At 74.3% G+C, this 13,698-nt stretch carries 11 protein-coding genes; 9 read left to right on the top strand and 2 right to left on the bottom strand.

Annotated elements, in window-relative coordinates; genetic code table 11:
• Positions 1-20 precede the first annotated feature (20 nt).
• Positions 21-2,126: a two-component system response regulator gene (locus LMH63_RS17870; protein WP_109675049.1), complete on the bottom strand. Its 2,106-nt coding sequence runs from the start codon at positions 2,124-2,126 to the stop codon at positions 21-23.
• A 181-nt stretch (positions 2,127-2,307) separates the two neighbouring features.
• Complete coding sequence (gene metE / locus LMH63_RS17865) at positions 2,308-4,536, bottom strand: 5-methyltetrahydropteroyltriglutamate--homocysteine S-methyltransferase (RefSeq protein WP_109675047.1); 2,229 nt, start codon at positions 4,534-4,536, stop codon at positions 2,308-2,310.
• 99 nt (positions 4,537-4,635) lie between these two features.
• Here metE and LMH63_RS17860 point away from each other — a divergent pair, with 99 nt between their 5' ends.
• The 9 genes from LMH63_RS17860 to fhuB all read left to right on the top strand — a co-directional run bounded on the left by LMH63_RS17860 (position 4,636) and on the right by fhuB (position 13,695).
• Positions 4,636-5,562: a LysR family transcriptional regulator gene (locus LMH63_RS17860; RefSeq protein ID WP_109675045.1), complete on the top strand. Its 927-nt coding sequence runs from the start codon at positions 4,636-4,638 to the stop codon at positions 5,560-5,562.
• 344 nt (positions 5,563-5,906) lie between these two features.
• Complete coding sequence (locus LMH63_RS17855; protein ID WP_109675043.1) at positions 5,907-6,395, top strand: hotdog family protein; 489 nt, start codon at positions 5,907-5,909, stop codon at positions 6,393-6,395.
• Complete coding sequence (locus tag LMH63_RS17850) at positions 6,385-7,101, top strand: energy-coupling factor ABC transporter ATP-binding protein (RefSeq protein ID WP_109675041.1); 717 nt, start codon at positions 6,385-6,387, stop codon at positions 7,099-7,101. The genes LMH63_RS17855 and LMH63_RS17850 overlap by 11 nt, the downstream gene beginning before the upstream one ends.
• Complete coding sequence (locus tag LMH63_RS17845) at positions 7,098-7,745, top strand: energy-coupling factor transporter transmembrane component T family protein (protein WP_109675039.1); 648 nt, start codon at positions 7,098-7,100, stop codon at positions 7,743-7,745. The genes LMH63_RS17850 and LMH63_RS17845 overlap by 4 nt, the downstream gene beginning before the upstream one ends.
• A complete protein-coding gene (locus LMH63_RS17840) occupies positions 7,742-8,290 on the top strand; it encodes a biotin transporter BioY (protein WP_109675037.1) in 549 nt (182 codons plus the stop codon). Before LMH63_RS17845 ends, LMH63_RS17840 begins: the two co-directional genes overlap by 4 nt.
• Positions 8,287-9,624, top strand: coding sequence for an AMP-binding protein (locus LMH63_RS17835; protein ID WP_109675035.1), 1,338 nt, complete (start codon positions 8,287-8,289; stop codon positions 9,622-9,624). Before LMH63_RS17840 ends, LMH63_RS17835 begins: the two co-directional genes overlap by 4 nt.
• On the top strand, positions 9,621-10,748 hold the full coding sequence (locus LMH63_RS17830) for a thiolase family protein (protein ID WP_199225547.1): 1,128 nt from the start codon (positions 9,621-9,623) through the stop codon (positions 10,746-10,748). The genes LMH63_RS17835 and LMH63_RS17830 overlap by 4 nt, the downstream gene beginning before the upstream one ends.
• A 90-nt stretch (positions 10,749-10,838) precedes the next feature.
• Positions 10,839-11,729, top strand: coding sequence for an ABC transporter substrate-binding protein (locus LMH63_RS17825; protein ID WP_109675033.1), 891 nt, complete (start codon positions 10,839-10,841; stop codon positions 11,727-11,729).
• Entirely contained in the window at positions 11,713-13,695 is a 1,983-nt protein-coding gene (gene fhuB, locus LMH63_RS17820) for a Fe(3+)-hydroxamate ABC transporter permease FhuB (RefSeq protein ID WP_109675031.1), read from the top strand. Before LMH63_RS17825 ends, fhuB begins: the two co-directional genes overlap by 17 nt.
• The last annotated feature ends 3 nt before the right edge of the window (positions 13,696-13,698 follow it).

Genomic DNA, 13,698 nt, shown 5'->3' with positions numbered 1-13,698 from the left:
TCCCACTGGGCGGAGCCCAGTCACAGCAGTTCCGAGAAGCGTGCCACGAGCGTCGGGCGCCCGCAGTGGAAACCCTGCATCTCGCGTACGCCGATCTGTGCGAGGGCCTCGGCATCCGCGGCGCTCTCCACGCCCTCGGCGACCACCTCCAGACCGAAATGCTGGGCGACCGTCAGGGCGGCGGCAACGATGGCGCGATTATCGGCATCTCCGGCCAGTCCGGCGATGAAGCTGCGATCGATCTTGAGCCGGTCCACGGGCAGGGCCTTGATGTACTGGAGCGAGGAATAGCCGGTGCCGAAATCGTCGATGGCAATGCTCACCCCGCGCCGGCGCAGGCTGTCCAGGCGGTGAAGCGTGGCCTCGTCCTGGCGCATCAGCCCCCCCTCGGTTATTTCCAGCTCCAGTCGCTGCGGTGGCAGGCCGGTACGCTCCAGGATGCCGAGGCAGGTGGCCGTGAAGCCCTGGGCCGCGAGCTCCTCCGGCGAGACGTTGACCGCGATCCGCCCCGCGTCCTCCCGCATCGCCCACTGGGTCGCCGCCGTGAGCATCAGCCGGCCCAGCTCCGACATGAGCCCGGTGGACTCGGCGACGGCGAGGAACTCGTGCGGCGGCACCCAGCCGTCCACCGGGTGCTCCCAGCGCACCAGCGCCTCGTGACCGAGCACGTCGCCCTCGAGTGTCCGGATCGGCTGCACCGCCAGGCCGAGCTGGGCGAGATCCTGGTCCAGCGCATGGCGCAGCGCGCCCTCCAGCTGTATTCGGCGCTGGGCGCGGGCGGTGAGGGCGGGGGTGTAGTAGGCCCACTGGTTGCCGCCCTGGGCCTTGGCGTCGTAGAGGGCGGCGTCCGCCTGGGAGAGGATGCTCTCCGGGCTCTCCTGGCCATCGTAGCTCAGGGCGATGCCGATGCTCGCCCGCAGCTGGAAGCGCAGACCGGCGGCGGGCAGCGGATCGCGCAGCGCGTCCAGTAGCTTGCTGGCAAAGGTGTCGGCCTCGTCCGCGGAGCGCATGCCCTCGACCACCGCCACCAGCTCGTCGCCGCCGAGGCGGGCGAGGGTATCCGCGGCCCGCACCCTCTGTCCGAGGCGCTCGGCCGAGGCGCGCAGGACCTGATCGCCCACGCTGTGGCCGTAGGCATCGTTGATGTCCTTGAAGCCGTCGAGGTCGACGTAGAACACGCCGAGCAGGGCATGCTCCCGGTGCACCCGCGTCAGCGCATGGGTGAGCCGGTCGTGCAGCAGGCTGCGGTTGGGCAGGCCGGTGAGCGCGTCGTAGTGGGCCTGGTTCCAGAGGCTGGATTCCAGCTCCTTGCGCTCGGTGATGTCCACCGAGATCGTGACGATGCTGGAGATGCTGTCATTGACCGAGTACAGCGGGGCCTTGGTGGTGAGGAACACGTGCTCGCGGCCATGGGTGTCGGCGAGGCGCTCCTCTATGTCCTGGATGCCGCTGCGCTCCTGCAGGATGGTGGCGTTCAGGGCCTGGTGACGCTGGGCATAGTCGGCATCGAAGACTCTGTCCAGCGGCTGGCCGGCGGCGATCTCCGGATCGACACCGAAGAACACCCCCTGGCGGTTGTTGATGTAGACGCAGCGGCCTTGCGGATCGATGGCGCTGACCATGGCCGGCACGGTATTCACCACCAGGCGCAGCTTCTCCTCGCTGTGCCGCAGCTCCTCCTCCTGCAGGCGGGTGCGGCTGCTCAGGCGCGCCTCCAGCAGGGCGGCGCGGCGGCGGATGATCCGCTGCTGGCGCCGGAGGACCAGCAGGTTGCCGGCGCGGGCCTTGAACTCGGCGTGGTCCACCGGGCTCAGGAGGAAGTCCGTGGCGCCGGCGGCCAGAGCGTCGTAGCGGTACTCGCGGTCGCCGTAGGCGGTGACCACGATCACCGGCAGCTCGATGCATTCCGGGATCGCGCGCAGGGCGCGCACCAGCTCGGCCCCGGTCATCTCGGGCATGACGTAGTCGGTCACGACCAGGTCCGGCGCCGCAGTGGCGGCGGCATCCAGCGCCTGCAGGGGCGATGCGAACTCGTGGACACGAACGGCCGGGCGGAGCGATCCAGCCAGCTTCGCCAGGAGCTTGCGATTGGTATTCTGATCGTCCACGACGAAGACGTGGAGCATTGGCCGCCTCTTCACCGCCGCTGCATTTGCCCCCACTGCCGGATGGCGCCACCGGGAGCCCCGCACATCATGGCCCCGGACGCGGCCTCGATTCTTTGGACTGTATCACTGCAGAGCGGATGGACCTGTGCGGGCTTCGGCCAGGGGTCGGACCGCCCCTGGCCCTTGTGCCGGTAGGCGGTCAGTCCTCGTGGCGTGCCCGCAGCGTGCGCGCCGCGGCCACCAGGTTGGCGAGCGCCGGGCGGATTTCCGCCCAGCTGCGGGTTTTCAGCCCGCAGTCGGGGTTGGCCCACAGCCGTTCCAGCGGGAACACGCGTGCCGCGGCCTCGAGCAGGGCCAGCATCTCCTGCTGCTCGGGCACCCGGGGGGAGTGGATGTCATAAATCCCTGGGCCGATCTCGTTCGGATAGCCGTGCTCGGCGAAGGCGTCCAGCAGGGCCATGCGCGAGCGCGCCGCCTCGATGGTGATGACGTCGGCGTCGAGCTCGGTGATGGCGTCGAGAATGTCACCGAACTCGGAATAGCACATGTGGGTGTGGATCTGGGTGCTGTCGTCCACCCCGGCGGAGGCGAGGCGGAAGGCGTCCACCGCCCAGCGCAGGTAGTCGGGGCGTTCGGCGGCGCGCAGCGGCAGGCCCTCGCGCAGGGCAGGCTCGTCGATCTGGATGATGCGCGCGCCGGCGGCCTCCAGCTCCGCCACCTCCGCGCGCAGGGCTTCGGCGAGCTGCCGTGCGGTCTCCGCCCGGGGCTGGTCAGTGCGCACGAAGGACCACTGCAGGATGGTCACCGGCCCGGTGAGCATGCCCTTGACCGGGCGCTCGGTGAGCGACTGCGCATGCCGGAACCAGGGCACGGTGATCGGGCCAGGCCGGCTTATCGCCCCGTGCACGATGGGCGGCTTGACGCAGCGGCTGCCGTAGCTCTGGACCCAGCCGCCGGCCGTGGTGGCAATGCCCTCCAGACGCTCGCCGAAGTACTCCACCATGTCGTTGCGCTCGGCCTCGCCGTGCACCAGCACATCCAGCCCCAGGGCCTCCTGCTCGGCAATGGCCTGGCCGATCTCCTCGCGCATCCGCGTCTCGTAGGCTGCATCGTCGAGTCGCCCGGCGCGCCAGTCCCGGCGGGTGCGGCGGATCTCCGCCGTCTGCGGCAGCGAGCCGATGGTGGTGGTGGGCACGCGTGGCAGGCGCAGGTGTTCGCGCTGGCGTGGGGCCCGCTCGGGGTAGGGACGGCGGCGGCGCAGCCGCTCCGGCGGGAACACCACGTCCTCTGCCCTGGTCGTGGCGGTGGCGCCGCCGGCGGATGCCGGCAACTCCGCGGCGTCGAGCCGGCGCGCCAGCTCGCCGAGCTCGTCGAGCTTCTGCACGGCGAAGGCGAGCCGCGGGCGGAGCCCCTCGGGCAGGCGGGTCTCGCCCTCCAGGTCTACCGGCACGTGCAGCAGCGGGCAGGAGGGAGCGAGCCAGAGGGCATCGCCGAGGCGGCGTGCCGCCGGCCCGAGGCGGCCGGCGAGGGCGTCGAGGTCGCTGCGCCAGACGTTGCGGCCGTCGATGACCCCGGCCGAGAGCACGCGCTCGCCGTCCCAGCGCTCCAGTGCAGTGGCCAGCGTCTCCGTGGCACGCACCCCGTCCAGGTGCAGGCCGGCCACCGGCAGCGACTCCAGGCGGGGCTGCCAGGGCCCGGCGTCACCGAAGTAGACCGCCAGCAGCACCCGCACGGGGCCTGTCCGCAGGGCATCGTAGATCCGCTCGGCGGCGGCCCACCAGTCCTGCGGCAGATCGGTGGCCAGCGCCGGCTCGTCCAGCTGCACCCAGTCGGCGCCGGCCTCGCCCAACCCCTGCAGCAGCCGCGCGTAGGCCTCGGCGAGGGCGTCCGCGTGGGCAAGCGGGTCGCTGCCGTCGATGGGCCGGGCAAGCCGCAGCCAGGTCAGTGGCCCCACCAGCACCGGCTTGGGGGTGTGGCCCTCGGCCCGCGCCTCGGCGAGCTCCGCGACCAGCGGCGCCGGGTCGGCGCGGAAGCGGCTCGCCGCCTCGAGCTCGGGGACGATGTAGTGGTAGTTGGTGTCGAACCACTTGGTCATCGGGCAGGGCGCGACGTCGGGCCGACCCGCCGCACGCCCCCGGGCCATGTGGAAGCGGGTATCCAGATCCAGCGGGTTGCCGGCGAAGCGCTCGGGGATGACGCCGAGCATGGCCGTGACGTCCAGCACATGGTCGTACCAGGAGAAGTCGCCCACCGGCACCGGGTCGACCCCGGCGGCGGCCTGCTGGCGCCAGTGCCGGCGCCGGAGCTCGGCGCCGCGGCGCTGCAGCTCGTCGGCGTCGAGCCGACCGGCCCAGTAGCCCTCGAGGGCGCGCTTGAGCTCGCGTCGGGCGCCGATACGGGGGAATCCGAGGTTGTGAATCCGTGGCATGGGGCTGCCTCACCGTGATGTGGGGTGACCCGGGAGCCTAGGCATCCGATCCGAGGTGAGGCAAGCTCATGATGTTCATCATCAATATGAGGTAGTCTCATGAAGATCGAGCTCCGCCATCTGCGCACGCTCCTCGCCATCGAGGAGGGTGGCGGCTTCGTGGCGGCGGCCGGGCGCCTGCATCTCACGCAGAGCGCACTGTCCCACCAGGTGAAGGCGCTCGAGGCACAGCTCGACACGGTGCTGTTCCATAGGGCAGCCCGGCCGCTGCGGCCGACTGCCGCCGGCGAGCGGCTGCTCGACCTGGCGCGCCGGGTGCTCCCCGAGGTCGACGGCACCCTGCGCCAGCTGGAGCGCCTGCAGGGCGGGCAGAGTGGGCGTCTGCATCTCGCCCTCGAGTGCCACAGCTGCTTCCAGTGGCTGCTGCCGGCGCTGGACGCCTACCGGGCGCAGTGGCCGGAGGTGGAGACCGACGTCTCCCTCGGCTTCAGTTTCCATGCCCTGCCGGCGTTGCTGCGCGGCGCCATCGACCTGGTGGTGACGGCGGACCCGGATCCGCTGCTTGGCGGCATTCGCTATCTGCCGCTGTTCCGCCACGAGGTCCGGCTGGCGGTGGCGGCGGAGGCGCCGCTGGCCCGACGTGCCTCGGTCGAGCCGCAGGATCTCGCCGGCGAGACGGTGATCACCTACCCCGTCTGTCGCAGCCGCCTCGATATCTTCCAGCACTTTCTCACCCCGGCCGGGGTGGAGCCGGCGGCGGTGCGCACCGCCGAGCTCACCGCGCTGCTGGTGCAGCTGGTGGCGAGCCGGCGCGGCGTGGCGGCGCTGCCGGCCTGGGCCCTTGCCGAGCACCAGGACCGCCGACGCGTTACCTCGGTCGCCCTCGGGCGCGATGGGCTCTGGAGCACCCTCTACGCCGCGGTGCGCGAGGAGGACGCGGCTCTGCCCTATGTCGAGGCCTTCGTTGGCCTCTCCCGCCACATCGGGCGGGAGCGCCTCGCCGGCATCAGGGGACCTGGTTACTAATCGTTTCGGAAGTATTGTCAGGTCTCAGCGGGCCTGTGCGCCGCGGCGCTGGAGCCGCTCCAGCGGGCGTTCCGGACGCGAGGCGGGGCAGGTCCCCGCCGCCGCGCCGATTCCGGCGCGATCCCCTTGGGAGCGGTCTCCGACCGCGAAACGCCGCTGCGCGGCGTCCGGCACTGCGCTCCGCGCGCAAGCCCGGAGCCCGTGGTCCCGCCATGCGGCTGCCGTAAACCCCACCGATCCATCTCAGGTTTACGAACCCCGTCCCGCCCGGCAGACTGGCGTTCATTCCGTTTCGTCGTGGCGGCAGCGAACAGCGATGCCGCCGTCACTCACCGGAGAGCCCCATGCCGTGCCCGGACGCCCCCGCGGCGCCAACGCCCTGGCCGACGCCGGACTCACTCGCCGAGGCCGTCGGTCGCGAGCTGCCACCGACGGCGTGGCAGCCGGTCCCGCTGGCCGCGTTCCGTGAGTTCGCAGCGCTCACCGGCGACGACCAGCCGATCCACGGAGGCGGCTTGGCTGCCGGCGAGCCCGTTGTCGCCCAGGGCGCGCTGCTGGTCGGGCTCGCCGCCGGCCTGCTGCAGGGCCTCTACCCGCTGCCCTGGGCCGAGCGCCTGCTGCAGGCGGGTTACGACGGCCTGCGCATCCGCAGCCCCGTGGCCGCCGGCCAGCGCATCCGCCTGCGTGGGCGGCCGCAGCGCTTCCGCCCGCTCGGCGGCGGGCGCTACTGGCTGGAGACCGCGGCCCGTTTGGAGCGAGAGGGGGCCGGGCGCGCGGCCCTCACCGGTCGGTTCCTCAGCGTGATCGTCGCGGGGGCGGGCAATGGGCGCTGAGCCCGCCATCGAGCTGCAGGCGCTGCGAGTCGAGGCCCACGGGCAGCAGCTCCTGGATATCCCGGCGCTGCGGCTGACGGAGCAGCGCATCGGCCTCATCGGGGCGAACGGCTCCGGCAAGAGCACGCTGCTCCGCTGCCTGAACGGGCTGGTCACCCCCACTGCCGGACGGGTGCGGGTGGACGGTCTGGACGTGGCCCGCGCCACGCGCCGGGTGCGCCGCCGGGTGGGGTTCGTCTTCCAGGACGCGGATGCGCAGATCCTCATGCCCACGGTGGGGGAGGAGATGGATCTGGGTCTGAAGGCGCTGGGCCTGGCGCCAGAGGCCCGCCGCCAGCGCGCGGAGGCGGCGCTGGCGCAGTTCGGTCTCGCCGGAATGACCGCGCGCTCCGCGCACCTGCTGAGCGGCGGCGAGAAGCGCCGCCTTGCCCTTGCCTGCATCCTCGCCATGCGCCCGGAAATCCTGGTGCTGGATGAGCCCACCAGCATGCTGGACCTGCCCGGGCAGCGTCGCCTGCGGCGACTGCTGGAGCCGCTGTCCCAGCGCCTGATCGTCGCCACTCACGATCTCGAGCTGCTGGAAGGCTTCGACCGGGTGCTGGTGGTCGACGGCGGCCGTCTGCACGCCGACGCCCCACCGGGCACGGCCGTCGACGCCTACCTGGCGCTGGTCGAGGCGCGTGAGGCGGCGGAGGCAGCCGCATGATCGCCGGCCTGTACGTCCCCGGGCCGTCCCCCGTGCACGCCCTGCCGGCGGGTGCCAAGCTGCTCGCGCTCATGCTGCTCGGCACCGTGGCCTTCGCCGTCCCGAGCCTGCCGGTCACCGTTGCCGGTGCCACGGTGGTGGCGGCCCTCTATCCCCTTGGCCGGGTACCGGTTGCCGCGGTCTGGCACCAGGCCCGCAACCTGGCGCCTTTGCTTGCCCTGATCGCGCTCGCCCAGGCCTGGTTCGACGGCCCGACGGCGGCTGCGCTCACCGTGGCGCGGGTGCTCGGACTGGTCTGGGCGGCAGGCCTGGTGACGGCCACCACGCCCTTCTCCGAGATGATGGCGGTGCTCGAGCGGGTCCTGGCGCCGTTGCGCCGCCTGGGTGTCGCCCCGGCCCGGATCGCCTTTGCCCTGACCATGGCGGTGCGATTCGTGCCCATGCTCCAGGGCATGATCGAGGAGGCGCGCGCAGCCCAGGCGGCGCGCGGGCTTCGCCGCAACCCCCTGGCCCTCGCCGTGCCGCTCACAATCCGGGCGCTGCGCCTCTCCGACCGCGTGGCCGAGGCGGTGGAGGCGCGGGGCGCGCTGGCCAGGGAGACGGACGACCACCATGACCACAGGGAGCAGGAAGAACCGCAATGAGCCACCCGACCCGCGACCTCGTCCTCATGGGACTGTTCGCCGCCGTGATGGCGGCGCTCGGCCTCATGCCCAAGATCACCCTCGGCTTCGGCGTGCCCATCACCGCGCAGTCCATGGGCGTGATGCTCGCCGGCTGCATCCTCGGCGCGCGCCGTGGCGCCGGGGCCATGGCGATCTTCGTGCTGCTGGTCCTGCTGGGCCTGCCGCTGCTCGCCGGCGGGCGTGGCGGGCTCGGCATCCTTGCCGGACCGACGGGGGGCTTCCTGCTCGGCTTCGTCCTCGGCGCCTGGATCACCGGGCTGCTCGCCGAGCGGCTGCCGGTGCGCCCGCCGGTGCCACGCTTCCTGATCGCGAGCGTCGTGGGCGGCATTGGCGGACTGTATCTGCCGGGCGTGCCCTACTGGGCGCTGATCACCGACACCTCGATCGCCCAGGTGCTACTGCTCTCGGCGGGCTTCCTGCCCGGTGACCTGCTGAAGGCCGTCGCGGCGGCCCTGGTCGCAGCGGCGGTGCAGCGGGGCTATCCGGTGCTGCAGCGAGCATGAGCGCCGCTGGCCCCGGGCTGCTGGCGCGCTGGGCCAGGGCGGCCGGAACGGCCCCGGAGGCACCGGCGGTATTCGCCCCCGTGGGCGCGCTCTGTCGCGAGGAGCTCCTGTGCCGTGCCCTTGGGGCGGCGGCATCTCTCGCACCCGGGCAGCGCTGTCCCGTCGCAGGGGAGGACGTCCGCATCTGGCTGCCCTGGCTCGCCGGCTGCGCCCTGCGCGGCTCGGTCTGGACGCTGGACCCAATGGGGCGCTCCGAGGGGCCGCCGGCATCCGGCGAGGCGCCGGCTCCTGGCCCCGAAGACGTCCCGTGCATGGCCCTGCGCACCACCGGCACCACCGGCCCGGCACGCCGCCTGCTGCGGGACCGCGGCGCCTGGCTGCGCTGCTTTGCGGCCGAGGAATCACTGCTTGGGCTGAGCCCGGCGGATCGTGTCCTCGTGCTCGGCGGCCCGCAATTCTCCCTGGTGCCCTATGCCGCACTGCGGGCGCTTCACCTGGGCGCTGCCCTCGGCGTCCTGCCGCGGGTGCGCCCTGGCGTCGCCCGGCGCCTGCTCACGGCGCTTGCGCCGACGGTGGTCTACGGTGCCCCGGCGCTGGTGGCCGGGCTCGCGCGACTCGCCCCGGCCGCCCGCGGCGGGCCCCGGCCGCAGCGCATCATCACCGGTGGCACCCGGCCTACTCCGGCGCAGATCGCCCTCCTGCACAGCGCCTGGCCGGGGGTCCGGATCGCGACCTTCTACGGCACGGCGGAGACGAGCTTCCTGGCCCTGCAACCGGAGCTGGACGCCCGCGACCTGGCGGACGTCGGACCGCTGTTCCCGGGCGTGGAGGCGGTGGCTGGCGCCGGCGGCCGCCTGCGCGTGCGCACGCCCTATGCTGCGCTGGCGGAGGAGGGACCGGACGGGGCGCCGCGACCGCTCGCCGATGCCCGCGGCTGGATCACCGTGAACGATCGCGTCGCCGTGACCGGAAGCGGGCACCTGCGCCTGCTCGGGCGGGCGGACGCGTGCATCGACGCGGGCGGGGTGCTGCTGGACCCCGCGCCCCTGGAGCACGGCCTCGAGGCCCTGCCCTGGATCGAGGAGGCGGCGCTGGTCGCGGTGCCGGACGCGCGGCGCACCACACGGGCAGTCGCGGCGGTGGTCACTGCCGGGCCTCCTCCCGCCGGCGCACGGGCCGCGCTGCGGCGGGTGATCCGGGGGCTCGCGCCCGCGCCGCTGCGCGTCGCGCGCGTCATCGGAGTGCCACCACGCACGCCAGGCGGCAAGCTCGATCGCCGTGCCCTCGCCGCCGCCCTCGCAGGCGGCGGCGAGCGTGGGGAGCGTCTGCTGTGAGCGCACGGGCCGAGGCGCTGATCATCGCCTGCCGGCGCACCGCCGTCGGCCGTGCCGGCGGCCGGCAGCGCACGCGCACGGTGGACCGGCTGGGCGCCCCCCTCGTGGGGGCCGTGCTGGCGGACGCGGGCCTGCCGCCGGGGGCAATTGACGAGGTCTGGCTCGGCAACGCCCTCGAGGGCGGCAACGTGGCCCGCCGGGTCGCTCTTGCCGGCGGCCTGCCGGTGGAGGTCCCTGCCTTCACCGTGGACCGCCAGTGCGCCAGCGGCCTGGACACGATCATCGACGCCTGCCAGCGCGTGGCGGCCGGGCAGGCGGAGGCGGTGCTCGCGGGCGGCGTCGAGAGCTGCAGCACCGCGCCCTGGCGGGTCGCTCGCCCGGCGCATCGCGGCGGCACGCCCGCGTTCCTGCCGCGTGCCCCGTTCAGCGCGCCGCCGTATCCGGATCCCGACCCCGTGGCGGGGGCGGACGTGCTCGCCGCCGCGGAGGGCATCACCCGCGCCGAGCAGGACGCCTGGGCCGCACGCAGCCACGCCCGGGCCGCTGCGGCCCTGCGCTCCGGGCACCTGCGCGCCGAGTGCGTTGGCGACGACACCGACGAGGGCCCGCGGGCGGATCTCGACGAGCGCCGCCTCGCGCGCCTGCCGCCGCTCCTCGGCCCCGGCGGCAGCGCCACCGTGGGTAACGTCGCCGCAGAGGCGGACGCGGCGGTGGTGGCACTGGTGGTCTCCAGCGCGCTGGCACAACGCCTTGCCCCAGGCCGCAGCCTGCGCCTGGTCGCTGCCGCCCGCGCGGGCTGCGACCCCGGCCGTGCCGGCTACTCGGCGGTCCCCGCCCTCGCGCGGCTGGCCGAGCGCGCGCCGTTCACGGGCGCCGCGCGCATCGAGCTGAACGAGGCCTTCGCCGGGCAGGCTCTCGCCTGTCTGCGGGGCGCCGGGCTCCCCGAGGCGCGGACGAACCTCCATGGTGGCGCCCTCGCCTTCGGTCACCCCTTCGGCGCCTCCGGGGCGCTGCTGGTCTGCCGGCTGTTCCACGACCTCGCCCCAGACGAGACCGGCATCGCCGCCGTCCCCGCCATGGGCGGGCAGGGGAGCGCGGCGGTGTTCACCGCGCTGGGCGGGTGACCCGGCCGCGGTCCGCCTCGGGAACCGTATTGCGAATCAGACGCGACTTGCATACCGTAGCCTGCCTTTCGGACAGCGGAAGCCCGCCCGATGCGCGCCAGTACCCCCGGCACGCCGGCGGTGGCGCCGGCCACCGCCGGCTTCAGGCTGATCCTCGCCGCCTGGCTCATGCTGGCGGCCGGCAGTCATGCCGCGGCCGAGCGCGCGCCCGTGGTGGCCATCGACTGGCCCTTCGCCGAGACCCTGATCGCGCTCGGCGTGCATCCCGCTGGGGTCGCCGACGCGGCGGCCTACCGGGACTGGGTCGGCGAGCCGGTGCTGCCCGCCGGGACGGTGGACGTGGGCCGCCGCGGCGCCCCGCACCGGGCCACCCTGCGCGCTCTGGCGCCCGAGGCCATTCTGGTCACCCCCTACCGGCGGACTCCCGGGCTCGAGCGCATCGCCCCGGTGCGCGAGCGCTCCCTGCACGTGCCCGGCGCGGATGCGCTGGAGACGGCCATTGGGCTGGCCCGCGAGCTGGCCGGGGAGTATGGGCGGGAGCCGGCCTTCGAGCGCCTGCGCGCCCGCCTCGAGGCTGCCATCGCGGCCCTGCGGCGCACCGCCGCGGCGCTGGACGGGCCCATCTACATCGCGCAGTTCATGGACGCGGCCCACCTGCGGGTATTCGGCGATAACGGCCTGTACGGGGCGGTGCTGGCGCGGGCGGGCCTTGCCAACGCCTGGCAGGGGGGGACCAACCACTGGGGGTTCGCCCTGGTGCCGCTGGGACGGCTGAACGCCGAGGCGGCGCGGCTGGTGATCGTCGAGCCGGTGCCGGCCGCCGCCGCGACCATGATGACCGGGAGCCGGGTCTGGCAGTCGCTGCCCGCGGTCGCCTCCGGCGGCCTGCGGCGGCTGCCGCCGGTCTGGGCCTTTGGCGGGATGTACGCCGCCATCCGCTTCGCCGAAGCCCTGGAGCCCGCCGTTGCGCGCGGCGGCTGACCGGTGGCCGGGCATCGCCGGCGCAGCGCTGCTGCTGGCTGGGCTTGCCCTGTGCCTGCACAACGCGCCGGCACTGCCGGGCATCGGTACCCTCGTGGATGGCTGGCTACACCCGGCGACGGCGCCGTACACGGTCACGGCCACGCTCTACGGCTGGCTGCCGCGACTGGCCGTCGCCTTGCTTGCCGGCGCGGCCCTGGGGGCGGCGGGGGCGGTGCTGCAGCAGGTGCTGCGCAACCCGATCGCCTCGCCGCTCACCCTGGGGGTGGCCGGCGGCGCGCAGCTCGCGCTGTCGGTGGGCACGCTGCTGGTGCCGGCCGGGCTTGGTGCGCTCGCCGAGCCGGTGGCGGTGCTGGGCGCCGGTGCCGCCCTCGGGCTCACCGTGGCGCTCGCCTGGCGGGGCGGACTCGAGCCGCTCACCCTGGTGCTCGCGGGGCTGGTGGTCAGCCTCTACGCCGGCGCGCTCAATGCGGCGCTGCTGCTGTTCTTCGAGTACGACCTGCAGGGGCTGCTGCTCTGGGGCGGCGGCGCGCTGGCGCAGCATGGCTGGGGCGAGGTGGCGTTCCTGGCGCCACGGATCGCGCTCGGGCTCGCGGGGCTCGTGCTGCTGGTGCGCCCGCTGACCCTGCTCAGCCTGGGTGACGAGGGGGTGCGGGCCCTCGGCCTGTCACTGCAGCGCCTGCGGCTGCTCTGTCTCGCGGTCGCGGTGTACCTGACGGCCTGCGTGGTCAGCGCCGTGGGCGTCATCGGCTTCGTCGGTCTCGCCGGCCCGGCGCTGGCGCGCCTGTGCGGCGCCCGAACCTTCGCGCAGCGCCTGCTCGGCGCGACGCTGCTCGGCGCCGGCCTGCTCTGGCTGGCCGATCAGGTGGTGCAGCCGCTGGATGCCCGGCTTCCGGGCCTGCTGCCCACGGGGGCCTTCACCGCGGTGCTGGGCGCGCCGCTGCTGCTCTGGCTGCTGCACCGCCAGCGCCTGCCGGCGACGCCGCGTACCGGAGCCGCCCCGGTGGCCGCCAGCGCGCGGCCGGGCCGGCGCATTGCCGGCCTGGCGTCCGCGGCTGCGGTGGCCGGCCTGATCGCCGTGGCCGTTGTCCAGACCCCGCTTGGCTGGCGCTGGGATATCCCGTGGCAGGTGACCGAGCTCGCGCCCTGGCGGCTGCCGCGGGTGCTCGGGGCAGCCAGCGCCGGGCTCCTCCTGGCGCTGGCCGGCGTGCTGCTGCAGCGGCTCACCCGCAACCCCATGGCAAGCCCGGAGGTGCTCGGCATCAGCGGCGGCGCGCTGGCGGGCGTCGTTGCCCTGGCCCTGGCGCTGCCGGCCGCGTCGACCCCGGCGCTGATGGCGGCGGGAACGGCCGGCGGGCTGGTGACCGTGACCCTGCTGCTCGCCCTCGGGCGGCGCGGCGGCTACGCCCCGGAGCAGCTGCTGCTGGTGGGCATCGCCATGAAGGCCCTGTTCGACGGCGGCCTCGGCATGGTGCTCGCGAGCGGCAGCCTGCAGTGGAGCCGGGCCCTGGACTGGGTATCCGGGTCGACCTACGGCGTGAGCCTCCCGGGGGCGCTGGCCACCCTCGCGGTCGCGCTGCTGCTCCTGCCCGTCTGCCTCGCGCTGCATCGCTGGCTCGATCTGCTCGCCCTCGGCGGCGAGCAGGCGGCGGCGCGGGGCCTGGCCGTGCGGCGGGGGCGGCTCGTGCTGCTCATGCTGGCGGCGCTGCTTACCGCGGCGGCGACACTGGTGGTGGGCCCGCTCAGCTTCGTCGGCCTCATGGCGCCGCATCTCGCAAGCCTGCTCGGGCTGCGCCGGGCGCGGGATCAGCTGGCGGGTGCCGCGGCCATCGGCGTGGCGCTGATGGTGGCCGCGGACTGGCTGGGGCGCCAGGCGCTGGCGCCCTACGAGCTGCCGGCGGGCCTCACCGCCTCGCTGCTCGGAGGGCTCTACTTCATGTGGCTGCTGCACCGGCGTGAGGGCTAGAGC

The sequence above is a fragment of the Spiribacter halobius genome (assembly GCF_020883455.1).
Lineage (GTDB): Bacteria > Pseudomonadota > Gammaproteobacteria > Nitrococcales > Nitrococcaceae > Sediminicurvatus > Sediminicurvatus halobius.
This window is presented reverse-complemented; position numbering and strand designations above follow the sequence as displayed.